The sequence below is a fragment of the Streptomyces sp. NPDC050759 genome, assembly GCF_044456945.1.
Taxonomy (GTDB): Bacteria; Actinomycetota; Actinomycetes; order Streptomycetales; family Streptomycetaceae; genus Streptomyces.
The window spans coordinates 110,720-132,777 of record NZ_JBITGI010000011.1 but is presented as its reverse complement, the minus strand read 5'-3'; the positions used below and the strand labels follow the sequence as shown (position 1 = coordinate 132,777).

At 70.7% G+C, this 22,058-nt stretch carries 18 protein-coding genes; 12 read left to right on the top strand and 6 right to left on the bottom strand.

Annotated elements, in window-relative coordinates:
- Window positions 1-170: 170 nt before the first annotated feature.
- Window positions 171-686 carry a hypothetical protein gene (locus tag ACIBJB_RS29530; RefSeq protein WP_398934860.1) on the top strand — a complete coding sequence of 172 codons (516 nt, stop codon included), beginning with the start codon at window positions 171-173 and terminating at the stop codon, window positions 684-686.
- On the opposite strand, the gene ACIBJB_RS29525 is transcribed toward ACIBJB_RS29530, so the two are convergent.
- A complete protein-coding gene (locus ACIBJB_RS29525; protein WP_398934859.1) occupies window positions 679-1,812 on the bottom strand; it encodes a serine hydrolase domain-containing protein in 1,134 nt (377 codons plus the stop codon). The two genes, ACIBJB_RS29530 and ACIBJB_RS29525, sit on opposite strands and share 8 nt — an antisense overlap.
- A 222-nt stretch (window positions 1,813-2,034) precedes the next feature.
- Here ACIBJB_RS29525 and ACIBJB_RS29520 point away from each other — a divergent pair, with 222 nt between their 5' ends.
- Window positions 2,035-3,711, top strand: a complete 1,677-nt coding sequence (locus ACIBJB_RS29520) for an RNA polymerase sigma factor (RefSeq protein WP_398934857.1) — start codon at window positions 2,035-2,037, stop codon at window positions 3,709-3,711.
- Here the strand turns inward: ACIBJB_RS29520 and ACIBJB_RS29515 are convergent.
- Window positions 3,684-4,415 (bottom strand): glycerophosphodiester phosphodiesterase, encoded by a 732-nt coding sequence (locus tag ACIBJB_RS29515; RefSeq protein WP_398934855.1) that lies wholly within the window; start codon window positions 4,413-4,415, stop codon window positions 3,684-3,686. The two genes, ACIBJB_RS29520 and ACIBJB_RS29515, sit on opposite strands and share 28 nt — an antisense overlap.
- Window positions 4,416-4,441: 26 nt before the next feature.
- Entirely contained in the window at window positions 4,442-5,482 is a 1,041-nt protein-coding gene (locus ACIBJB_RS29510) for an adenosine deaminase (RefSeq protein ID WP_398934853.1), read from the bottom strand.
- Between the two features lie 843 nt (window positions 5,483-6,325).
- On the opposite strand from ACIBJB_RS29510, the gene ACIBJB_RS29505 reads away from it, so the two are divergent.
- Complete coding sequence (locus tag ACIBJB_RS29505; protein WP_398934851.1) at window positions 6,326-7,006, top strand: DUF4190 domain-containing protein; 681 nt, start codon at window positions 6,326-6,328, stop codon at window positions 7,004-7,006.
- 41 nt (window positions 7,007-7,047) lie between these two features.
- Here ACIBJB_RS29505 and ACIBJB_RS29500 read toward each other — a convergent pair whose 3' ends face one another.
- A complete protein-coding gene (locus tag ACIBJB_RS29500; RefSeq protein WP_398934849.1) occupies window positions 7,048-7,605 on the bottom strand; it encodes an NADAR family protein in 558 nt (185 codons plus the stop codon).
- A gap of 211 nt (window positions 7,606-7,816) precedes the next feature.
- On the opposite strand from ACIBJB_RS29500, the gene ACIBJB_RS29495 reads away from it, so the two are divergent.
- The 7 genes from ACIBJB_RS29495 (at window position 7,817) to ACIBJB_RS29465 (ending at window position 15,507) form a co-directional block, all read left to right on the top strand.
- Entirely contained in the window at window positions 7,817-9,328 is a 1,512-nt protein-coding gene (locus ACIBJB_RS29495; protein ID WP_398934847.1) for a gamma-aminobutyraldehyde dehydrogenase, read from the top strand.
- Between the two features lie 56 nt (window positions 9,329-9,384).
- Window positions 9,385-10,632: a PotD/PotF family extracellular solute-binding protein gene (locus ACIBJB_RS29490; RefSeq protein WP_398934845.1), complete on the top strand. Its 1,248-nt coding sequence runs from the start codon at window positions 9,385-9,387 to the stop codon at window positions 10,630-10,632.
- 5 nt (window positions 10,633-10,637) lie between these two features.
- Window positions 10,638-11,795, top strand: a complete 1,158-nt coding sequence (locus tag ACIBJB_RS29485) for an ABC transporter ATP-binding protein (RefSeq protein ID WP_398935170.1) — start codon at window positions 10,638-10,640, stop codon at window positions 11,793-11,795.
- Window positions 11,795-12,724, top strand: coding sequence for an ABC transporter permease (locus ACIBJB_RS29480; RefSeq protein ID WP_398934843.1), 930 nt, complete (start codon window positions 11,795-11,797; stop codon window positions 12,722-12,724). Before ACIBJB_RS29485 ends, ACIBJB_RS29480 begins: the two co-directional genes overlap by 1 nt.
- Window positions 12,725-13,525, top strand: coding sequence for an ABC transporter permease (locus ACIBJB_RS29475; protein ID WP_398934841.1), 801 nt, complete (start codon window positions 12,725-12,727; stop codon window positions 13,523-13,525). It abuts the gene before it with no gap.
- A 2-nt stretch (window positions 13,526-13,527) separates the two neighbouring features.
- Window positions 13,528-14,931 (top strand): NAD(P)/FAD-dependent oxidoreductase, encoded by a 1,404-nt coding sequence (locus ACIBJB_RS29470; protein ID WP_398934839.1) that lies wholly within the window; start codon window positions 13,528-13,530, stop codon window positions 14,929-14,931.
- 120 nt (window positions 14,932-15,051) lie between these two features.
- Complete coding sequence (locus tag ACIBJB_RS29465; RefSeq protein WP_398934837.1) at window positions 15,052-15,507, top strand: hypothetical protein; 456 nt, start codon at window positions 15,052-15,054, stop codon at window positions 15,505-15,507.
- Window positions 15,508-15,638: 131 nt separating this feature from the next.
- Here the strand turns inward: ACIBJB_RS29465 and ACIBJB_RS29460 are convergent, their stop codons facing one another.
- Both ACIBJB_RS29460 and gabT read right to left on the bottom strand, forming a co-directional pair.
- Window positions 15,639-16,433 carry a phosphatase PAP2 family protein gene (locus ACIBJB_RS29460; RefSeq protein WP_398935168.1) on the bottom strand — a complete coding sequence of 265 codons (795 nt, stop codon included), beginning with the start codon at window positions 16,431-16,433 and terminating at the stop codon, window positions 15,639-15,641.
- Window positions 16,434-16,587: 154 nt separating this feature from the next.
- On the bottom strand, window positions 16,588-17,922 hold the full coding sequence (gene gabT, locus ACIBJB_RS29455) for a 4-aminobutyrate--2-oxoglutarate transaminase (protein WP_398934835.1): 1,335 nt from the start codon (window positions 17,920-17,922) through the stop codon (window positions 16,588-16,590).
- Window positions 17,923-18,148: 226 nt separating this feature from the next.
- On the opposite strand from gabT, the gene ACIBJB_RS29450 reads away from it, so the two are divergent.
- Window positions 18,149-20,260 (top strand): ATP-binding protein, encoded by a 2,112-nt coding sequence (locus tag ACIBJB_RS29450; RefSeq protein ID WP_398934833.1) that lies wholly within the window; start codon window positions 18,149-18,151, stop codon window positions 20,258-20,260.
- A 106-nt stretch (window positions 20,261-20,366) separates the two neighbouring features.
- Window positions 20,367-22,028 carry a PucR family transcriptional regulator gene (locus ACIBJB_RS29445; RefSeq protein WP_398934831.1) on the top strand — a complete coding sequence of 554 codons (1,662 nt, stop codon included), beginning with the start codon at window positions 20,367-20,369 and terminating at the stop codon, window positions 22,026-22,028.
- The last annotated feature ends 30 nt before the right edge of the window (window positions 22,029-22,058 follow it).

The following is a 22,058-nucleotide window of genomic DNA, read 5'->3' as shown; positions in this document are numbered from 1 at the left end:
GAGCGCCACAGGCCAGGACTCTGGGACCGCGGGGGAATCCTCGGCGTCCGGGTGGTACCGCGGTACCACTGAGAGCCCCCGGGGCCCGTCCGTAGGCCGACCGTGTGTGCCGCGCGCCGCCTCCTGACCGACCTTTTGAACATGTTCAATTTCAGGCGTACGCTGCTGCCATGAGCGACAGAGCCGCCCAACTCCGGGGCATCCGCGCATGGCTGGTCTTCTTCGTCGTCTGCCTGGTGCTCAGCGGCGCCACCGCCTTCCCGCTGGTCCACGAACTGCGCTGGACCGAGGACGCGCTGCGGCACCTCCCCGCGCCGGACGCCCTCACGGACTGGATCACTCGCGTCCGGCGCGGGCTCGACACCGCCGACTCCGACTATCCCTTCCTCCTCTACGGCACGGACTGGCTGGCCTTCGCCCATCTGGTCATCGCGGTCGCCTTCTACGGCCCCTACCGCGACCCGGTCCGCAACATCTGGGTCGTCGAGTTTGCGATGATCGCCTGCGCCGGGATCATCCCGCTCGCCCTGATCTGCGGACCGATCCGGGGGATCCCGCTGTGGTGGAGCGTGATCGACATGGCGTTCGGGGTGTTCGGGGTGCTTCCCCTGTATGTCGTACGGAGGAAGATCAAGCGGCTGGAGGGACTGACCGCGCCTGCCGCCCTCGCCGTGCCCGCTACTTGAGTGCGGCCGTGATGATCCGGACGACCACGGGGTTCGCGTCCTCGCTCTTCGCGTCGGTGGAGTTGACCGAGTAGACGAGGGTGCGGCTCAGGTCGCGGGTGGCGGCGATCGCCGAGTTGTAGCCGTACCGGCCGCCGGACTTGACCCAGTAGACCTTCCCGCCGGACTCGAAGCGCTGGAGGCCACCCGCGCTGTAACTCGCGCCAGTGATGCCCGACGGGACCGAGAACACCTCCTTCAGTTGCGGCCGCTCGACGATCCGGCCCCGGAAGAGGCCGGTGAGCAGCCGCTCCAGGTCCGCGATCGTGGAGATCATGTCCCCGGCCGCGAACCGGTCCGCCTGGTTCCACTCCGTGACGTCCACGAACTCCGTCGTCCCGTCGGCCCTCCGCACCGCCTGGTAGCCCCGGTTGTGCGGGCCGAGGATGCGCGGGTCGGTGCCCGGGAAGTACGTGTCCCGCATCCCGGCCGGCGCCAGCACCAGCCGGGCGGCCTCGGTGGCGTACGACCGCCCGGTCACCCTCTCGATCAGTAGGCCGAGGAAGGTGTAGTTGATGTTGAGGTAGTGCTGCTGCCTGCCCGGGCAGAACTCCGGCTGCTTCGCGCCCGCGGACGCGGCGACCCGCTGAGGGGTGAGGGTGTCGAAGCGGTGGGCGTACACCTCCTCGAAAGTGGTGCCGAGACCGTCGCCCGCCGGAATGCCGCTGGTGTGGTTGAGCAGGTGCCGTACGGTGACCGGCCGGAATTGCGCGCTCAGGATGCCGGGCAGATAGCGCTGGACCGGTGTGTTCAGGTCGATCCGCCCCTCGGCCACCAGGCGCAGTACCGCCGCCGCCGTGACCACCTTCGTCGTCGAACCGGCCCGGAACCGCGCGTCCGGATCGGCGGGCCGCCCGCTCTCCAGGTCGTGCACGCCCGAGCTGCCACGCCAGGTCCCGCCGGTGCCCCCGACCCGGACCAGGGCCGCGGTGGCGTCCGCGTCGGGGAGCCCCGCGAGCGCCGCGCGCAGCGCCTTGCCGTCCGGTGCGCAGGCGCTGTGCGCGGTCGCCGACGAGGTCGGCAGGCCGGCGGTCAGGGGCACGGCGAGAGCGCCGGCGAGGATGCTTCTGCGACGAAGGTCACGCACGAGTCCGCTCCTGGGGGTGTGGGATGTGTGTGATCATCCTGCGGTGCTGTCGAGGTGACGGGATCGTCGGCGAGGAGGGCCCGGCCCCTGGCGCAACCCTGAGCAACTCCCGCTGTTTTCAGGGGAGTTGTGGGTGAGGCTCCCTAGGGGACGAAAAAGTGTTATCGCGGAGCCCTTCACTCCGTCTCCACGCACGAAGCGGCACCGGCCGGAAAGGACGACGTGGACACGCGGCAGTGGCGCGACACCATCGCGGCGGCGCAGGACGGCGACCGGCGGGCCCTGGACGAGCTCGTCGAAGGCTGGCTGCCGCTGGTGTACAACATCGTCGGCCGCGCCCTGAACGGCCACGCCGATGTCGACGACGTCGTCCAGGAGACCATGCTGCGGGCCGTCGACAACCTCGGCAGCCTGCGCGACCCGGACAGCTTCCGGTCCTGGCTGGTCGCCATCGCCATGCGGCAGATACGGGACCGGGCCCGCCGCAGGACCCCCGCCCCGCTGGACGAGTCGGCCACAGGCGGAGCCGCCGACTTCGCCGAACTCACCGTGCTGCGGCTCCAGTTGGAGGGGCAGCGGCGCGAGGTCGCGGAGGCGGTGCGCTGGCTCGACGACGAGGACCGGCAACTGCTCTCGCTGTGGTGGCTGGAGGTCGCCGGTGAGCTCACCCGACGGGAACTGGCCGCCGCCGTCGGCATCAGCAGGCAGCACACCGCCGTACGCGTCCAGCGCATGAAGGAGCGCCTGGAGACCTCCCGGGGCATCGTCCGCGCCCTCGACGGGGCCTGCCCCGACCTGCGCGAACTGACCGTCCGCTGGAACGGCCGCCCCGACTCGGTCTGGCGCAAGCGGCTGGCCCGGCACATCCGCGGCTGCGGCTACTGCGGAGACACCCGCGAGTCCGTCGTACCGCCGGAGCGGCTGCTTGTCGGGATCGCCCTGGTGCCGATCCCGGTCGGATTCACCCTCTCGCTGGCCCTCGGCGGCAAGACGGCCGCGGCCGCCACCGCCACGGTCGCGTCCGTCAGCTGGACCGCCAAGGTGATGGGCGCCCTCACCCAGCCCGTCGTCGCGGCCACCGCGGGGGCGACGATCGTCGCGGGCGGGGCGTACGTCGTCACGCAGACCCCGGACGCCCCGCCACCGCGGGTGGCGGTCTCGCCCACGGCGGCGAGCACGCACCGGGCGCCGCCCGTCCTGGGCACCCCCGCGGTCTCCCCGTCGTCGTCCCCTTCCCCGTCGGTGACACCCGCGAAGACCGTCCCCTACGGCAGCGTCGTCGACGCCGTCGACCGGGCCCCGGACCCCGACACCCCGCCCGCCGCCCTGCCGCACCGGCCCGAGACCGGCGTCACCAGCACCGGCGGCGCGCACGCCGTCCTGAACCACCGCGGGGACAGCGTCACGCTCACCGGCAAGGGCTATGTCCTCGTCCGCTGGCAGATCTCGCCGCAGTACCGGGCCGGCGGCCTGGTCATGCCATCCTGGACCGGCCTGAAAGGCGAGCTCTTCCACGTCGCCTCGGGCGGCGGCCGCCGTATGGACGACCCCGTCAGCGCCACCGACGGCACCGCCACCGGGATGGGCAACTCCACCGTCGGCTACACCGTCCTCCCCCCCGGCACCCAGCAGATGTGGCAGAACGAGTACTTCTACCTCGACGGCAGCGTCACCCTCACGGTCAACGAACGCGGCGCCGACTACGGCCTCAGCGTCTTCCCGTCCAGCTGGGACGCGGCGGAGAAGGACATCACCACCGGCCCCGACCAGGGCGTCAAGCGCTACGGCCTGGTCCGCGACACCGGCAAGGACGACACCCCCGTGCCGCAGTACGTCACCCGCTCGACCCCCGCCGACGCGGCGACCGTCGCTCAGGAGTCCCGGGTTTCGGCGCCGTAGGCCTCCGTCTCACTCCCGTTCGCCTGTGCTCTCAGCGCGCAGAGCACGTCCACGCGGTTCGTCGTGATCGAGTCGACGCCCGCGGCGGCCAGGCGGCGCATCGAGCGGCGCGTGTCGGGGGTCCACACGGAGATCAGGTAGCCGTCGGCGTGGATACGGTCGGCGAGGCCGCGGTCGATCAGGCCGAAACGGTAGTTGAGCCAGCGGGGCCGCACCGCGTCCAGGAGGGTGGGACGCGGGGGCGCGAGGGTCGTCCAGGTGAGCGCGATCTCCGCGGACGGGTCGGCCGCGCGCACGGCGAGCATGGCGGTGGCGTCGGCGCAGTAGTAGACGCGGTCCTGCGCTCCGCACTCGCGGACCACGTCGACGACACGGCGGGCGACCCGTACCTCTCGCGTGCCGGGCAGGTCGAGCATCAGGCGGTGGCCCTCCGTGGCCCGGAGGGCCTCCGCGAGCGTCGGCACCCTGCCGTCCGTCAGCCCTCGTACCTCGTCCGCCGACAGGGCGAGCAGGGGACGGTCGTGCTCCCACAGTCGCTTCAGCGTCTCGTCGTGGAGCAGCACCGGTACGCCGTCCCTGGTGAGGCGTACGTCGATCTCCACCGCGTCCGCGCCCCGGTCGAGCGCGGCACGCAGGGAGTCGATCGTGTTCTCACGGACGTGGTAGGGGTCGCCGCGATGTGCCACGGCCGTCAGCTTCTGCATGCGCCCATTGTGGCGGGGGCGTTCGCTCAGGGAGCGAGCCAGGTGGTGGTGTACGTGTCGATCTCGTCCTTGATCCGCGCCTTGCCGGGCTCGTCGAGGAACGACACGTCCACCGCGTTCTTCGCGAGTCCGGCGAGACCCTGCTCGTCGAGGTCCAGGAGCCTTGCCGCCACCGCGTACTCGCTGTTCAGGTCGGTGCCGAACATCGGGGGGTCGTCGGAGTTGATCGTGACGACGATGCCCGCCTTCACGAACTCCTTGATCGGGTGCTCGTCGAGGGTGCGGACGGCTCGGGTCGCGATGTTGGAGGTGGGGCACACCTCCAGCGGGATGCGGTGTTCGGCGAGGTGGGTGAGGAGCGCCGGGTCCTGGAAGGAGTTCGTGCCGTGGCCGATGCGTTCGGCGCGGAGGTGGGTGAGGGCGTCCCACACCGTCTCCGGGCCGGTCGTCTCGCCGGCGTGCGGGACCGAGTGCAGGCCGGCGGCGATCGCGCGGTCGAAGTACGGCTTGAACTGCGGGCGGGGTACGCCGATCTCGGGACCGCCGAGGCCGAAGCTCACGAGGCCCTCCGGGCGGAGGCGGTCGTCGGTGGCGAGGCGGGTCGTCTCCTCGGCGGCCTCCAGGCCGGCCTCGCCGGGGATGTCGAAGCACCAGCGCAGTACCGTGCCGAACTCGGACTCCGCCGCCTTGCGGGCGTCCTCTATGGCCTCCATGAACGCGCGCTCGTCGATGCCGCGGCGGGTCGAGGAGAACGGGGTGATCGTGAGCTCGGCGTAGCGGACCTGCTGGCGGGCGAGGTCCCTTGCGACCTCGTAGGTGAGGAGCCGCACGTCCTCGGGGGTGCGGATCAGGTCCACGACGCTCAGGTACACGTCGATGAAGTGGGCGAAGTCCGTGAAGGTGAAGTAGTCGACGAGCGCCTCGGGGTCCGTGGGGACCTTGGAGTCGGGGTGGCGGGCGGCCAGTTCGGAAACGATGCGGGGGGAGGCCGATCCGACGTGGTGCACATGGAGTTCGGCCTTGGGCAGGTCGGCGATGAAGGCGTGCAGGTGGTCGGTCGTCGTCATGGGGCCTCCGCTTGCTGGGCGCCGCCGCCGGGCACGGTGGGGTGGTGCGGGGGCGCGGTGATCGGCTGATCGATGCGGAACATGGTAGGCGGGGGTGGGTGGGGGCGGGCGTTGTGCGCAGTTCCCCGCGCCCCTTTTGTGCCTGCGGCGGCCTGTTTCGGCTCCGGTGGGGGCTTGTGTAGCGCGTGCGGGTGTGTGGTGGGTCGGGGCCGGGGTGGGGGGGGGGGGGGGGGGGGGGGGGGGGTGGGGGTGGTTGTGGGTGTTTTGGTTGTAGGGCGCGGCGGCGGGGGGGGGGCGCCGGGGGCCGGGGGCGGGGGGGGTTTGGGGGGGGCTCGGTAACGGACGCCGGCCGCTGCGGGCGGACACCCCCCACCCCGTCCCCTGCGCGCCGTACGCGGCCAACGGCCCATCGGGGCGCGCGGTGCGGCGAACGGTCCGTCGGGGTGCGTGAGGTGGGGATCGGTCCGTCGTGGCGCCGGTGACTGCAACCCCCTAGGGGCGCGGGGAACTGCGCGACCAGCCCCCACCGGCCGGCCGCCGCCCGACAACCTGACCTGGCACCCCGATAGGCGCCCTGCCCAAGCCCAGCGCAGCTGCTCGCGGGGAACTGCGCGATCAGCCCCCACCGGCCTGCAGCCGCCCGACAACCTGACCTGGCACCCCGATAGGCGCCCTGCCCAAGCCCAGCGCAGCTGCTCGCGGGGAACTGCGCGACCGGCCCCCACCGGCCCGCAGCCGCCCCACAACCGAACCCGGCACCCCCCGCAGTCGCCCCGCCCAAGCCCAGCGCACGCGCCCCGCTCCCGTAACATGGCCGCACGAACGACCTAGGGGGACGTGAGCATGACGGACGGAACGCAGTCGAGCGGGGACAGTCGGGACCCGTGGGCGCCGCCGGAGGGTGGGCCTTCGCTGGAGAAGAGCCCCTCGCCCGGTGCCGGTCAGCCGCCGTCGCCGCCCGTGCAGGATCAGCCCACCGTGTCGTCCGTGCCGAACGACGGTTACGGCTTTCCGCCTCCCGGTGCCGCGGGACCCACCCCCGGCTATGGCTATCCCGGCCCGGCACCCGGCATACCCGGTGGGCCTGCCTCCGTGCCGCCCCCGCCCATCGGGCCGGAGGGCCCCGGCGGCCCCGTCGGCTACGGCTACCCCAGCTATCCGCAGGGGTACGGCGGTTGGCCCGCCCCGCCGATGCCCCCGCAGAACGGTATGGGTGTCGCGGCGATGGTGCTGGGCATCCTGTCCTGCGCGCTGTTCTGCATGTACGGCATCCTCTCGCTGGTGCTCGGGGTCCTCGCCATCGTCTTCGGGATCAAGGGACGCAAGCGGGCAGAGCGGGGTGAGGCCACCAACCACGGGCAGGCGCAGGCCGGATTCATCATGGGGATCATCGGGACGATCCTCGGCGTCGCTGTGATCGTGCTGCTCGCCATCGGCATCACCGCCGCCATCAACTCGGACGACGACTCCGACTACTACGACGGCTCCCTCGCCGTCGTGGCGGCCTCCGTCTCGGTGGCGTAGACGGAGCAGGTAAGGGGATCGCCGGGGTTCGGTGGTCCCCTTCAGGCGTTTCTGAGGCGGTGTCTCGCCTCCATCAGCGCGAAGCCCAGGAGGTTGGGGCCTCGCCAGCGCTCGGGGTTGTTCGCGGCCTCGTCGTTCGCCGCGAGGCCGATGCCCCAGACCCGGTCCACCGGGCTGGCCTCCACCAGGACCCGGTCGCCGGTGTTCAGGAGGAACTCCCCGAGGTCTTCGTGCGCCGCGAACTTGTGGACGCTGCCCTCGACGACGATGTCGAAGCGTTCGCGGCGCCAGGTCTGCTCGTCGAAGCCGCGGACCAGCCGGCCCGCGTTCTTGGCCTGGGACGGGTGGCCGGCGGCCAGGACGCGGCGCTCGGCCTCCTGATCTTCGAAAAGGCGTGCCTTGGCCGCCATCATCCAGTGCTCGGCGGTCGCATAAGTGACTCCGTCCACCACGAACGGTGACGGCCACCACTGGCTCAGACAGCTCGCGCCGACGCGGCCGTCCGGACGCGGGCGGTGGCCCCAGAAGTGCAGATACCTGATCTTCGCTCCGGCCCGGACCTGCTTGACCAGGGCATCCTGCGAATCGATCTTCCCCATGCACCAGAGTCTGGCAGCTGCCACTGACACTCCGTCCTTTCTTTTCGAGGACGACTCGACACCTAGTCGACAGATTTCGTCGCGTAACCGAAAGGCAACAACGGAATCACTTGTAGGAGTGCCATTGCTCTGTCAGGATCGGCACTCAAATCGAGCTGGAGCTACGCCACCCACCCGCGGAAGCCGCGGGGTGATGGCGGAGGAGAGCGACATGCACAAGTTCGCGGCCCAGGAGCGGTTCGCCGAAGGCGCGCAGTTCATCGGGGGATGCCTTGTCAAGGGGACCTCCGGTCGTACGCACGCGGTCGTGGATCCCTCGAGTGGGGAGGAGGTCTTCACCTATGAGCTCGCGGGCGTCGAGGATGTGGACGCCGCCGTCGCCGCGGCTCGCGCGGCCTTCCCGGGCTGGGCGGGCCTCACTCCCGGTGAGCGGTCCGACGCCCTGCACCGGTTCGCCGCCGTGCTCGCCGAGTGCGCCGAGGACTTCGCCCGGGCCGAGTCGCTCCAGTGCGGGAAGCCGCTGAAGCTGACCCGGGAGTTCGACGTTCCGGGGACCATCGACAACACTTCTTTCTTTGCCGGGGCCGCTCGGCATCTTCAAGGGCAGTCCGCCGGTGAGTACTCCGGGGATCACACCTCGTATGTGCGGCGTGAGCCCATCGGTGTCGTCGGGTCCATCGCGCCCTGGAACTATCCGTTGCAGATGGCCGCCTGGAAGATCCTTCCGGCGATCGCCGCGGGCAACACGATCGTGCTCAAGCCCGCCGAGATCACCCCGCTCACCTCGCTGCTCTTCGCCCAGGCCGCCACCCGGGCGGGCATCCCCGACGGTGTCATCAACATCGTCACCGGGACCGGGAAGGAGGCCGGGGAGCATCTGGTCGGGCATCCCGACGTGGCCATGACCTCGTTCACCGGGTCGACGGCCGTGGGCAGGCGCGTGGCCGAGATCGCCACCGCCACCGTCAAGCGGCTGCACCTGGAGCTCGGCGGCAAGGCTCCCTTCGTCGTCTTCGACGACGCCGACCTCGAAGCCGCCGTCAACGGAGCCGTCGCGGGCGCGCTCATCAACACCGGGCAGGACTGTACGGCCGCCACGCGCGCGTACGTGCAGCGGCCGCTGTACGACGCCTTCGTCGAGAAGACCGCCGCGCTCATGGAGACCGTCCGGCTCGGGGACCCCTTCGCCGCCGGCACCGATCTCGGGCCGCTCATCTCGCACGTCCAGCGGGACAGGGTCGCCGGGTTCGTCGACCGTGCGCGTGACTACGCGCGCGTGGTGACGGGAGGAGAGGCGCCGGGCGCAGAGCTCGCCAAGGGGGCGTACTACCGGCCCACCCTTGTCGCCGACGCCGCCCAGGACAGCGAGATCGTCCAGGCCGAGATCTTCGGGCCTGTCCTTGTCGTCCTGCCGTTCGACAGTGACGACGAAGGGATCCGGCTCGCCAACGACAGCCCCTACGGGCTCGCCGCCTCCGCCTGGAGCCGGGACGTCTACCGGGCGAACCGGGCCACCCGGGAGATCAAGGCCGGGTGCGTGTGGGTCAACGACCACATCCCGATCATCAGCGAGATGCCCCACGGCGGGTACAAGGCGTCCGGCTTCGGCAAGGACATGTCCTCGTACTCGTTCGAGGAGTACACCCAGATCAAGCACGTCATGTTCGACAACACGGCGGTGGCGGCGAAGGACTGGCACCGCACGATCTTCGGGGACCGATAGCCGAACTCAGGCCGCCCGACCCGCGGCCGCCCACCTTCCCGAAAGGGCACCAGCGCATGGAGCAGTACGAGCCCGACCGCCTGTCCCCGGCCCAAGTGGCCGCCATGCGGCGCAGCTTCCGAAGCGGCCGGGCCGCCATGACCCGGCGGTCCCTGTTGCGTGCCTCCGCGGGCGGCGCGCTCACGGTCGGCGGCCTCGGGGCGCTGAGCGCCTGTGGCATCCCCGCGGCCGGCAACACCAAGGGCGGTGTCTCCGCGGAGGACCACTCGGCCCAGGAGAAGGTCGTCAACTTCTCCAACTGGACCGAGTACATCGACGTGGACGAGAGCGAGAAGCACCACCCCACGCTCGACCAGTTCAAGAAGCGGACCGGCATCTCGGTGAAGTACACCGAGGACATCAACGACAACGTCGAGTTCTTCGGGAAGATCAAGCCCCAGTTGGCCGCCGGTCAGGACACCGGGCGCGACATCATCGTCCTCACGGACTGGCTTGCCGCCCGGCTCATCCGCCTCGGGTGGGTCCAGAAACTGGACGCCTCCAACCTCCCGCACGCGTACGCCAATCTGTCCGCGCAGTTCCGTGACCCGGACTGGGACCCGGGGCGTGCCTACAGCTATGTGTGGCAGGGCATCTCGACCGTCATCGCCTACAACAAGAAGGCCCTCGACGGCGTGGAGGTCAAGTCGGTCTCCGACCTGCTCGACAACGCCAAACTCAAGGGGCGCGTCGGCTTCCTGTCGGAGATGCGCGACAGCATCGGCATGACCCTGCTCGACATGGGCAAGGACCCGTCGCACTTCACCGCCGACGACTACGACGCGGCCGTCGCACGGCTCCAGAAGGCCGTCGACAAGGGGCAGATCCGCCGCTTCACCGGCAACGACTACACCTCCGACCTGACCAGCGGCGACTTCGCCGCCTGTATCGCCTGGGCCGGTGACGTCGTACAACTGAAGGCGGACAGCCCGGACATCGACTTCATCATCCCGGACAGCGGATACATGACGTCGACCGACAACATGCTGATCCCCAACAAGGCGCGTCACAAGACGAACGCCGAGCGGCTCATCGACTTCTACTACGAGCCGAAGCCGGCCGCCGAGCTCGCCGCGTACATCAACTACGTGTCTCCCGTCGACGGGGTGAAGCCCGAGCTGGAGAAGCTCGACCCGGATGCGGCGAACAACCCGCTGATCATCCCCGACAAGGCCATGGCCGCGAAGTCCCACGCCTTCCGCTCCCTGAGCTCGAAGGAAGAGACGGCCTTTGAAGAGAAGTTCGCGAAGCTGACTGGGGCGTGACCACCATGACGAACAAGAACACCGACAGCAGCGGCGACGTCCGTCTCTCCGGCATCAGCAAGACGTACGACAACGGCTTCACCGCCGTACAGCCGCTCGACCTGACCGTCCCCCAGGGTTCCTTCTTCGCCCTGCTCGGCGCCTCCGGCTGCGGCAAGACGACCACCCTGCGCATGATCGCCGGTCTCGAGGAGCCCACGACGGGCACCGTGCACCTCGGCGACCAGGAGGTCACCCGGCTGCCGCCCTACAAGCGGCCGGTGAACACCGTCTTCCAGTCGTACGCCCTCTTCCCGCACCTCGACATCTTCGAGAACGTCGCCTTCGGTCTGCGCCGACGCGGCATCAAGTCGGTGAAGAAGCAGGTCGAGGACATGCTGGAACTCGTACAACTGGGGGAGCAGGCCCGCAAGAAGCCGCACCAGCTGTCCGGTGGCCAGCAGCAGCGGGTCGCGGTGGCGCGGGCGCTGATCAACACGCCCAAGGTGCTGCTCCTCGACGAGCCGCTCGGCGCCCTCGACCTCAAGCTGCGCCGCCAGATGCAGCTGGAGCTCAAGCGCATCCAGACCGAGGTCGGCATCACCTTCGTGCACGTCACGCACGACCAGGAGGAGGCCATGACCATGGCCGACACGGTCGCCGTGATGAACGCCGGGCGTGTGGAGCAGCTCGGCTCGCCGACCGACCTGTACGAGAACCCGAACACCACCTTCGTCGCCAACTTCCTCGGCACCTCCAACCTCATCGAGGCCGAGGTCGACTCCAGGAGCGGCGGCGAGATCGTGCTGAAGGCGGGCGGCGGAAAGCTGGTGCTGCCCGAAGCGCGTTATGCCGGGCCCTCGACGACCGGCGGCAAGGTGCTGGTCGGCATCCGGCCGGAGAAGATCTCCCTCACCCACGCCGACGAGGCCGGGGAAATCGCGGAGGGCCGCAACCGGATCACCGGGAAGATCGCCGACTCCTCCTTCATCGGCGTCTCCACGCAGTACGTCATCGACAGCCCCGTCTGCCCCGAGTTCGAGGTCTACGCCCAGAACATCGACCGCGACGACCGGCTCGTACCCGGCGCCGAGGTCGTCCTGCACTGGAACCCGGCGCACACCTTCGGTCTGGACGCCGACCAGGACATCGACGCGGGCATCCAGGAAGAGGCGACGGTCTGATGGCGACGCTCACCGAGGCGCCGCCGCCTCTGACCCCGACCGCGCCCGAGAAGAAGCCCCCGCGCAGGAGGGGCCGCTTCACGCCGTACTGGCTGCTGCTGCCCGGCATCCTGTGGCTGCTGGTCTTCTTCGCGCTGCCGATGGTCTACCAGGCCTCCACGTCCGTGCAGACGGGCTCCCTGGAGGAGGGCTACAAGGTCACCTGGCACTTCGCGACCTACTGGGACGCACTGTCGCAGTACTGGCCGCAGTTCCTGCGCTCGATCCTCTACGCCGGTGCCGCGACGGTCCTCTGCCTGGTGCTGGGGTATCCGCTCGCGTATCTCATCGCGTTCCGCGCGGGGCGCTGGCGGAACCTGATCATGATCCTGGTGATCGCGCCGTTCTTCACCAGCTTCCTGATCCGCACCCTCGCCTGGAAGACGATCCTCGCGGACAGCGGCCCGGTGGTGAGCGTGCTCAACACGCTGCACGTCCTGGACGTCACCAACTGGCTGGGCTGGACCGCCGGCGACCGTGTGCTGGCCACGCCGCTCGCGGTGGTGTGCGGTCTGACGTACAACTTCCTGCCGTTCATGATCCTTCCGCTGTACACCTCGCTGGAACGCATCGACGGGCGGCTGCACGAGGCGGCGGGCGACCTGTACGCCAAGCCGGCCACCACCTTCCGCAAGGTCACCTTCCCGCTGTCGATGCCGGGCGTGGTCTCCGGGACGCTGCTGACCTTCATCCCGGCGGCCGGTGACTACGTCAACGCGGATCTGCTCGGCTCCACCGACACCCGCATGGTCGGAAACGTCATCCAGACGCAGTTCCTGAGGATTCTGGACTATCCGACGGCCGCGGCTCTCTCCTTCATCCTGATGGCCGCGATTCTCTTCATGGTCACGCTCTACATCCGTAGGTCCGGCACGGAGGATCTGGTTTAAATGACCTTCGTCAACTGGCTCAAGCGCCATCTCGTCGTCATCGCCGGACTGATCACGCTCGGATATCTGCTGCTGCCGAACGTCGTCGTCACGGTGTTCTCCTTCAACAAACCGAAGGGCCGCTTCAACTACCAGTGGCAGCAGTTCTCCCTGGACGCCTGGAAGGACCCCTGCGGGGTCGCCGACATGTGCGGCTCGCTCTCCATCAGCCTCCAGATCGCGTTCTGGGCGACCATCGGCGCGACCGCCCTCGGCACGATGATCGCCTTCGCGCTGGTCCGCTACCGCTTCCGCGCCCGCGGCGCCGTGAACTCGCTGATCTTCCTGCCGATGGCGATGCCCGAGGTCGTCATGGCGGCCTCGCTGCTCACCCTGTTCCTCAACATGGGCGCACAGCTGGGCTTCTGGACGATCCTCATCGCCCACATCATGTTCTGCCTCAGCTTCGTCGTCGTCGCGGTGAAGGCGCGCGTGATGTCGATGGACCCACGGCTCGAGGAGGCCGCGCGGGATCTGTACGCCAGTCCGGTGCAGACGTTCCTCCGGGTCACGCTGCCCATCGCGGCTCCCGGAATCGCCGCGGGCGCGCTGCTGTCCTTCGCGCTTTCCTTCGACGACTTCATCATCACCAATTTCACCGCGGGCTCGACCGTCACCTTCCCCATGTTCGTCTGGGGCTCGGCACAGCGCGGAACGCCCGTTCAGATCAATGTCATCGGCACGACCATGTTCCTCGTCGCGGTCCTGCTCGTCCTGGTCTCGATGGTCGTCGGGAATCGCCGTAACAGGCAAAAGGCGTGAGCATGAGCCGTTGGACACAGGCACTTTCCGAAGTCCGGCCGGTCCCGTACTGGCTGGACGATCCGGGCAGGCCCCGCCCCGAGCCCGCCCTCACCGGCGCCGAGACCTGTGACCTGCTGGTCGTCGGCGGTGGCTACAGCGGGCTGTGGACCGCGCTCAACGCGAAGGAGCGTGACCCGCAGCGGGACGTGGTCCTGCTGGAAGGCCGTGAGGTGGGTTGGGCCGCCTCCGGTCGCAACGGCGGCTTCTGTGCCGCCTCCCTCACCCACGGCCTGTCCAACGGGCTGACCCGCTGGCCGGACGAGATCCACCAGCTCCAGGAGCTGGGCGCCCGCAACCTCGACGAGATCGAGAAGGCGGTCGCCCGGCACGACCTCGACTGCGAGTTCGAGCGCACCGGCGAGATCGACGTGGCGACCGAGCCGTACCAGGCCCGGGAACTCCGCGACTGGTACGAGGAGCTCCAGGACAAGGGCCTCGCCGACGATGTCGACTTCCTGGACGCCGACGCGGTACGGGAGCAGGTGGACTCGCCGACCTTCGAGGCGGGTCTGTGGGACCGCCGGGGCGTGGCCATGCTCCACCCGGCCAAGCTCGTCTGGGGCCTGAAGCGGGCGTGTCTGGGACTCGGTGTCCGGATCCACGAGAACACGCCCGCCCTGGACCTGAAGGCGTACGGCGCCGGCATGGCCGTACGCACGCCGTACGGTTCGGTCCGGGCCCGGCAGGTCGCGCTCGGCACGAACATCTTCCCGAGCCTGGTCAAGCGGGTGCGGGCGTACACCGTGCCGGTCTACGACTACGCGCTGATGACCGAGCCGCTGAGCGAGGAGCAGATCGCGGCGATCGGCTGGAAGAACCGGCAGGGTCTGGGCGACAGCGCCAACCAGTTCCACTACTTCCGGCTCTCCGCCGACAACCGCATCCTGTGGGGCGGTTACGACGCGGTCTACCCGTACGGCGGCCGGGTGCGGGCCGAGTACGACGACCGGCCGGAGACGTACGCCAAGCTCGCCGGGCACTTCTTCACCTGCTTCCCGCAGCTGGAGGGCGTCCGCTTCACCCACGCGTGGGGCGGCGCGATCGACACCTGCTCGCGGTTCTCCGCGTTCTACGGCACCGCGCACCACGGCAGGGTGGCGTACGCGGCCGGCTACACGGGTCTCGGTGTCGGTGCGACCCGGTTCGGGGCGGACGTGATGCTGGACCTGCTGGCCGGGGAGTCCACCGAGCGGACCTCGCTGGAGATGGTCCGCAAGAAGCCGCTGCCCTTCCCGCCGGAGCCCTTCGCCTGGACGGGCATCGCCCTCACCAAGTGGTCACTGGCCCGTGCCGACGCGCACGGCGGGCGGCGCAACCTGTGGCTGCGGACCATGGACAAGCTCGGTCTGGGATTCGACAGCTGAACGATCGTATGTGATCTGAATCACTCCAACGGGTGGTCAGAACCCGCGTAATGCTCGGCAGGAGACCTCCCTCTCTCTCATGACGTGATCAGCGTCGACGAGAGAAAGGGAGGTCCTGTCATGACTGGGGCGAAGACGGCGGTCGAGTGGCTGGCATCCGTCGCACCGGATCCCGGGGCCTGCCGCTGGGAGTGGGAGCGCAATCCCCTCGGGGTCGCGCTGCTTCCGGCCGGCAAGGCCTGGGACGTACTGATCCTGCCGGGCGAACTCGGCTACCCGACGCTCGACGTCCTCACCCGCATCCTCGACCGGCTCGGCCCGGTGCTCGTCGACTTCGGCGACGCGCGGATGGGCTTCTTCGTGCCGCCGGGCACCGCGGCCCGCTGGCTCGGCACCGGTATCCGTACGGCCGGTGCCGGCACCTGGATCGTCGTGCCGTACCCGGGCCGGGTGGCCGGGGGAGGGGTGCGCTGGCTGGTCCCGCCGGACGGCTCCGGCGTTCTCGTCGATCCGGCGCTGCTCGAACTGGCGATGCACGAGGCGGCGGCGGGCCTGGCGACGGAGGGCGACGGCTGAACCGACGCACCACCGCGCCGTCGTCGGCCGCCCGTGCGGCCGACGTGGACCGGAGAGTCCTGTGCACAGTGGGCGTGCGGCGCTGCGGGCGTCCCCCGCCGGCAGCGACAACGCCCAGTGTGCCCAGGAGCTCAGCGGCGGCCGAACCGTGCCAGGAAAAGCCAGAACCCGAGCAGCAGGGCCGTGCAGAGGCACCAGCTGGCCACCACGTCCAGGGGCCAGTGCCAGCCGCGGCGGACCAGGCCGAAGGAGACGCCGAGAACGAGAAGGCCGTAGAGGGCGACGAGTGCGCGGCGGGCGCGGGTGGTGGTGAGCCAGGGGAGGACGAGCAGGGTGGCGGCGCCGTAGGCGATGGCGGCCGTGGCGGTGTGTCCCGAGGGGTAGTAGCCGGTGCCGGGCGGGACAACCGGGGTGCCCGAGCGGTCGGTGAGCTCCTTGAGGGGGACCACCAGGGCCGGGACCAGTGCCATCAGGGCGGCCGCCGCGGTGGACGGCAGCCACCAGCGGTCTGTACCCATGCGGCGGGCCCGCCGGGCCGACCAGAAGATGGCCGCGATCAGGATCGGCACCGCGACCTCGACATTGCCCAGGTCGGCGAGGCGCGCCGAGACGAGGTCCGGGTGGACCAGTGCACGGCTGACCCGCTCGTCGACACGCAGAAGCGGCCCGTCCTCGACGACCTGCCAGGTGATCAGGGCGAAGAGGAGGACCGCGGTTCCGAGAAGGAGGATGAGGAAGGCCGGCCGCCCCGGAACAGGGGGGGTGGTTCCGGGGCGGCCGATCGGATCGGATGGTCGGCCGCCCCGGGGGGTTTGGGGCGGGCGACTGTCCGATCGGTGAGGAGATCCGGAGCCAGAGGCTCCAGTTGTGTGCGCGAGGGCACGACCAGGTCGAAGCTGGGGAGGCCCCGGCCTGATGTCGCCCACAGTCCCCTGTGGGCGGGGTGTATCTCTCATCTGGGTAGAACCTACGGCAGGGTGGCGGGGTACGACAGGCAGAATCGCATCCTCACAACCACCTCGCACACCTTCTTCACACCCTCTGCCGCTCGCCACCGCAGCCCCGGAATTCCCTGTGCGGTCAGATGCGGGTGAAGGCCTGCTCGAGAATGTCGAGGCCCTCGTTGAGGAGGTCCTCGCCGATGACGAGCGGGGGCAGGAAGCGCAGGACGTTGCCGTAGGTGCCACAGGTCAGGACCAGCAGGCCCTCCTGGTGGCAGGCCTTGGCGAGCGCGGCGGTCGCCTCCGGGTTCGGCTCCTTGGTCGTACGGTCCTTGACGAGCTCGATGGCGATCATGGCGCCGCGGCCGCGGATGTCGCCGATGACGTCGAACTTGTCCGCCATGGCGGTGAGGCGGGCCTTCATGACCGTCTCGATGTTCTTCGCCCTGGCGTTGAGGTCGAGCTCCTTCATCGTCTCGATCGAGCCGAGCGCGCCCGCGCAGGCCACCGGGTTGCCGCCGTAGGTGCCGCCGAGGCCGCCGGCGTGGGCGGCGTCCATGATCTCGGCGCGGCCGGTGACGGCGGCGAGCGGCAGACCGCCCGCGATGCCCTTCGCCGTGGTGATCAGGTCCGGGACGATGCCCTCGTCCTCGCAGGCGAACCACTGGCCGGTGCGGCAGAAGCCGGACTGGATCTCGTCGGCGACGAAGACGATGCCGTTGTCCCTGGCGAACCGGCTGATCGCCGGCAGGAAGCCCTTGGCGGGCTCGATGAAGCCGCCCTCGCCCAGGACGGGCTCGATGATGATCGCGGCGACGTTCTCCGGGCCGACCTGCTTGGTGATCTGGTCGATGGCCTGGGCGGCGGCCTCGGGTCCCGCGTTCTCGGGGCCGGTGGGCCAGCGGTAGCCGTAGGCGACGGGGACGCGGTAGACCTCGGGCGCGAAGGGGCCGAAGCCGTGCTTGTACGGCATGTTCTTCGCGGTCAGCGCCATGGTGAGGTTGGTGCGCCCGTGGTAGCCGTGGTCGAAGACGACGACGGCCTGCCGCTTGGTGTGGGCGCGCGCGATCTTGACGGCGTTCTCCACGGCCTCGGCGCCGCTGTTGAACAGGGCCGACTTCTTGGCGTGGTCACCCGGGGTGAGTTCGGCGAGGGCCTCGGCGACCTCCACGTAGCCCTCGTACGGGGTGACCATGAAACAGGTGTGGGTGAAATCGGCCAACTGGGCGGAGGCCCGGCGTACGACCGCCTCGGCGGAGGCGCCGACGGACGTCACGGCGATGCCCGAACCGAAGTCGATCAGCCGGTTCCCGTCGACGTCCTCGATGATCCCGCCGCCCGCGCGCGCGGTGAAGACGGGCAGCACGGACCCCACGCCCTGCGCGACCGCGGCGACCCGGCGGGCCTGCAGCTCCTGCGACTTGGGTCCGGGGATGGCGGTGACGAGGCGGCGCTCCTGCGGCAGTGCGGTCATGAGGGGCTCCTGGGGTGGTGCTGACGCTTGGCTTCTTTTCTCGCAGGCTAGGCCGGGGGCCGGGGGGTGGGCATGCTCCATGTGGGCGTTGTCAGCGGATCGGGTTGTCCGCGGTGGACATGGCGCCGGCTACGACGCCCGGCCACGTAAGCAGTGAACTCCCTTGGCGGGGGCGTTAGATTGACCGCTGATGGTGGACGGAACGGCTGGTCAGGGAGCAGGGGCGATGGACAGCGACGGGACGCGGGACGCGCGGGGTACGCATGCGAATCCTGTGCCACGGGCACGGTCCGATATGCCACCAATGCCCACGGACGCCCCCCTGGTGCCCCCGCGGCAGGACGGGTCGGCGTTCCTGGCCTGGCTGCGTGCACCCCGGCCGGAGGCGGCCCCCGGTATCTGGCGCTTCGGGCACCGGCCCCGGCCTGCCGAGGAGCCCGAGGACATCTCGAACAGGCAGCTGGTGAGCGGCGCCCTGATCGCGTTCCTGGTCGGCTGGCTCGTGTGGTCGCTCCTGCAGAACGGCTATCTGGGTGACTGGTGGGCGCTGCCGTTCAAGCTGCTCGTTCCGGACTCCTGGCGCTACAGCAGCAGCGAGATCGGCAACCTCATCCTGTACAAGGGGTACGAACTCCTGATCGCCCTGGCCATCATGGTGACCGTCGGCAAGCTGGGCCGCTGGGGCGAGGTCTGGCGGCGCTTCGTGGTGCCCCTGGTGAAGCGTCCCGAGCCCCGACAGGCGCCCGCGCCGACAGCGGAGGAGGACCCCGCACAGTGGAACGAACTCCGTGCCGCAGGTGCCCACGACGCGGCCGACCGGCTCACCACGGAGGCGCAGTCCGGGAAGATGCGCGACGTCGACCACGCCCGTATCGCCCGCGCCTGGCAGGGCGTGCGCAGTGGGCGGTTCGGGCTTGCCACGTTCACCGGTGCCGTGCTCCAGGACGGTGCGGCCGCCTGTCTGCACCCCTCCGGGGAGCGGGACCTGCCCACGCGGCTCGCTCGGCACGATCTCCTCACCGGGCAGGTGCGGCTGGGGACGACCGCCGACGACGCCCGTAATCCGTACGCCTACCGGGGGACCGGGCTCGGGCTCGGACCCGAGCTGCTCGGCACCTCGCTGCTCGCCGTGGGACCGGCCGGGTCCGGTAAGACCGGGACCGTCATCAGGCCGCTCGCCGAGTCGCTGTGTCTGCACGCCCTCGCCGGACGGGCCGCCGTCGTGGTGGTCGGTGCCGCGGGCGCGGGGCTCGGACCGGCCGACGCCTACGACGTCGTCGTACAGATCGGGAATCCGGAGTCGGTGTACGACCTCGACCTGTACGGCGGTACGTCCGATCCGGACGAGGCCGCGGCCGTGCTCGCCGAGGCGCTCGTCGGGGACCTCGCCGAGCCTCATCAGGGGGGCGACACCCGGCGGTCCACCACCGTGCTGGCCCAGCTCCTCGGACCGTTCCGGTCGGTCCACGGCCGCTTCCCCTCCGTCCCGGAGCTGCGTCAGCTGCTCGACGGGGCGCCGGGGCCGATGGCCGCGCTGCGCAAGGGGCTCGAGGACTCCCGGCAGGAGTCGCTGCTGCGTGAACTCGACGCTCGGGAGCGGCAGATGGGGAATCCGGGGGATGTGGGAGGCGTCCTCGCGGACCGGGTCGCGCTGCTCGACCGGCCGGCCTTCGCGGGGTTCTTCGACACGTCCGGACAGTCGCGGCCGTTCTCGCTGAAGGCCCTCGACCACCCCGTCCGGGTCCGGATCGACCTGCCCCAGCGCGGGCACGCCGACGCCTCGCGGATGCTGGCGCGGCTGGTGCTCGCACAGTTCACGGCGAGCGTCGCGGTGCGGGAGGACCGGTCGCTGTTCGCGTGCCTGGTCATCGACGACGCCACGGGGGTCGTGACCCCCGAAGCCGTACGGGGCGTCCAGCGGCTGCGTTCCGGCAACGCGGGAGTGGTGCTGACGCTGCGGACGCTGGACGACGTACCGCGGCCGCTGCGCGGACCCCTGCTCGGGGCCACCGGGTGCCGGATGGCGCTGTCCGGGCTCACCCCGTGGGACGGGCAGGACTTCGCCGAGGTGTGGGGCAAGGAGTGGATCGAGGCGCGGGACGTCACCGACCGGCAGATCATCGCCGAGACCCCGGCCGGCAAGGTGCTGCACGCGGTGCGCCGGGTCATCACCGGCAAGGCGCCGACCGCGCGGGCGGTGACCGTGCGGCAGGTCGAGCGGGAGCGGTGGTCCGCGTCCGAGCTCGCGCACGGGGTGCCGCCGGGGCACGCGGTGCTGTCGCTGACCACGGTGCAGGGCGAGCACGCGCCGCCGCTGCTGGTGGATCTGCGGGGATGACGTGAGCTGAGGACCGTACAGTGAGGCAGAATCGTCACAGGTCGTTCATACACAGCGGCCAAAAGATCACCTCTCTGCGCACTTCTCTCCGAAGGTCCCGGGCCTCATGCCACCCACCCTCGCCTCGCTCGTCCATCACTCCGCGCTCAAGCTGACCGTGCGCGCGGGCGAGGACCGGCTGGACGTCCCCGTCCGCTGGGCGCACGTCAGCGAGCTGGCCGATCCCGTCCCCTACATGGAGGGCGGGGAGCTGCTGCTGATCACCGCGCTGCAGCTGGACGCGGAGGATCCGGAGGCGATGCGGCGGTACGTGAAGCGGCTGGCCGGGGCGGGGGTGGTGGGGCTCGGGTTCGCCGTCGGGGTCAACTACGACGACATCCCCGTGGCCCTCGTCGAGGCGGCCCGCGACGAGGGGCTCCCGCTGCTCGAGGTGCCGCGGCGCACCCCTTTCCTCGCGATCAGCAAGGCCGTGTCCGCTGCGATCGCCGCCGACCAGTACCGGTCCGTCACCGCGGGCTTCGCCGCCCAGCGCGAACTGACCAAGCAGGCCCTGACCGGCGGCCCGGAGGGACTGCTCGCCGCGCTCGCCTCCCAGGTGGACGGCTGGGCGGCGCTCTACGACGCCTCGGGCGCCGTCGTCGCCACCGCGCCGGAGTGGGCCGGCCGCCGGGCCGCGCGCCTCACCGCCGACGTGGAACGGCTGCGGGAGCGGCCCGCGCCCGCCTCCTCCGTGGTCGGGGGGTCCGGCACGTCCGACAACGACGACCGGGTGGAGCTGCACTCCCTGGGCACCGGGCGACGGCCGCGGTCCGCGCTGGCGGTGGGCACGGCCGCGGCGCTCGGAACGGCGGAGCGGTACGCGGTGCACTCGGCGATCGCACTGCTGACACTCACGACCGAGCGGTCACGCTCCCTCCAGGCGGCCGAACAGCGGATCGGGGCGGCGGTGCTGCGGATGCTGCTCGCGGGCGAGCCGGAACACGCGCGCACGGTCGCCGGCGATCTGTACGGCGGGCTCCTCGACGCGCCCTTCCGGCTGATCGTGGCGGAGACGGTCGCCGTGTCGTCCGTGCGGATCGCCGCCGACGCCCCCACCCGGGTCCCGTCCGCCGCCGCGCTGGCCGCGGCCGCCGACACCAGCGGCGATCCGCTCGAGGCGCTCACCGAGGTCGTGGAGTCCGCGGCGGCCCGCTCCGGCGAGGCCGTGCTCGTGGTCCCCGAGCGGAAACGGCTGGTGGTGCTGGCCGCGGACGGCGGGGCCTCCGTCACCGCATGCGGCGAGTACGCGGTGGCACTGGAGGCGGCGCGGACCCGCGAACAGGCGAGCACCGGGGACGAGGACGAACTGGTCGTCGGCGTCTCCGCCCCCGTGGGACCGATCGCCGCCGCGGCCGCCTACAAGCAGGCCGAACAGGCACTGTCGGTCGCCCGGCGACGGGGCCGGGTGTACGTCGAGCACGAGCAGCTGGCCTCCGGGTCGGTGCTGCCACTGCTCGCGGACGACGCGGTACGGGCCTTCGCGGACGGGCTGCTGCGGCCGCTGTACGAGCACGACGCGACCGGCCGGGGCGACCTGGTCGCCTCGCTGCGGGCCTGGCTCTCCCGGCACGGCCAGTGGGACGCGGCGGCCGCGGACCTCGGCGTGCACCGGCACACCCTGCGGTACCGGATGCGGCGGGTCGAGGAGATCCTCGGCCGGTCGCTGGACGATCCCGATGTGCGGATGGAGCTGTGGCTGGCGTTGAAGACGACGACGTCGGCGGAGTAGACACCGCCGGGAAGCGCCGAACCGGAGTGT

Coding starts and splice junctions, on each gene's coding strand:
- ACIBJB_RS29530 (WP_398934860.1), top strand. CDS start 171: ATGAGCGACAGAGCCGCCCAACTCCGGGGCATCCGCGCATGGCTGGTC.
- ACIBJB_RS29515 (WP_398934855.1), bottom strand. CDS start 4,415: ATGCAGAAGCTGACGGCCGTGGCACATCGCGGCGACCCCTACCACGTC.
- ACIBJB_RS29510 (WP_398934853.1), bottom strand. CDS start 5,482: ATGACGACGACCGACCACCTGCACGCCTTCATCGCCGACCTGCCCAAG.
- ACIBJB_RS29505 (WP_398934851.1), top strand. CDS start 6,326: ATGACGGACGGAACGCAGTCGAGCGGGGACAGTCGGGACCCGTGGGCG.
- ACIBJB_RS29500 (WP_398934849.1), bottom strand. CDS start 7,605: ATGGGGAAGATCGATTCGCAGGATGCCCTGGTCAAGCAGGTCCGGGCC.
- ACIBJB_RS29495 (WP_398934847.1), top strand. CDS start 7,817: ATGCACAAGTTCGCGGCCCAGGAGCGGTTCGCCGAAGGCGCGCAGTTC.
- ACIBJB_RS29490 (WP_398934845.1), top strand. CDS start 9,385: ATGGAGCAGTACGAGCCCGACCGCCTGTCCCCGGCCCAAGTGGCCGCC.
- ACIBJB_RS29485 (WP_398935170.1), top strand. CDS start 10,638: ATGACGAACAAGAACACCGACAGCAGCGGCGACGTCCGTCTCTCCGGC.
- ACIBJB_RS29480 (WP_398934843.1), top strand. CDS start 11,795: ATGGCGACGCTCACCGAGGCGCCGCCGCCTCTGACCCCGACCGCGCCC.
- ACIBJB_RS29475 (WP_398934841.1), top strand. CDS start 12,725: ATGACCTTCGTCAACTGGCTCAAGCGCCATCTCGTCGTCATCGCCGGA.
- ACIBJB_RS29470 (WP_398934839.1), top strand. CDS start 13,528: ATGAGCCGTTGGACACAGGCACTTTCCGAAGTCCGGCCGGTCCCGTAC.
- ACIBJB_RS29465 (WP_398934837.1), top strand. CDS start 15,052: ATGACTGGGGCGAAGACGGCGGTCGAGTGGCTGGCATCCGTCGCACCG.
- gabT (WP_398934835.1), bottom strand. CDS start 17,922: ATGACCGCACTGCCGCAGGAGCGCCGCCTCGTCACCGCCATCCCCGGA.
- ACIBJB_RS29450 (WP_398934833.1), top strand. CDS start 18,149: ATGGACAGCGACGGGACGCGGGACGCGCGGGGTACGCATGCGAATCCT.
- ACIBJB_RS29445 (WP_398934831.1), top strand. CDS start 20,367: ATGCCACCCACCCTCGCCTCGCTCGTCCATCACTCCGCGCTCAAGCTG.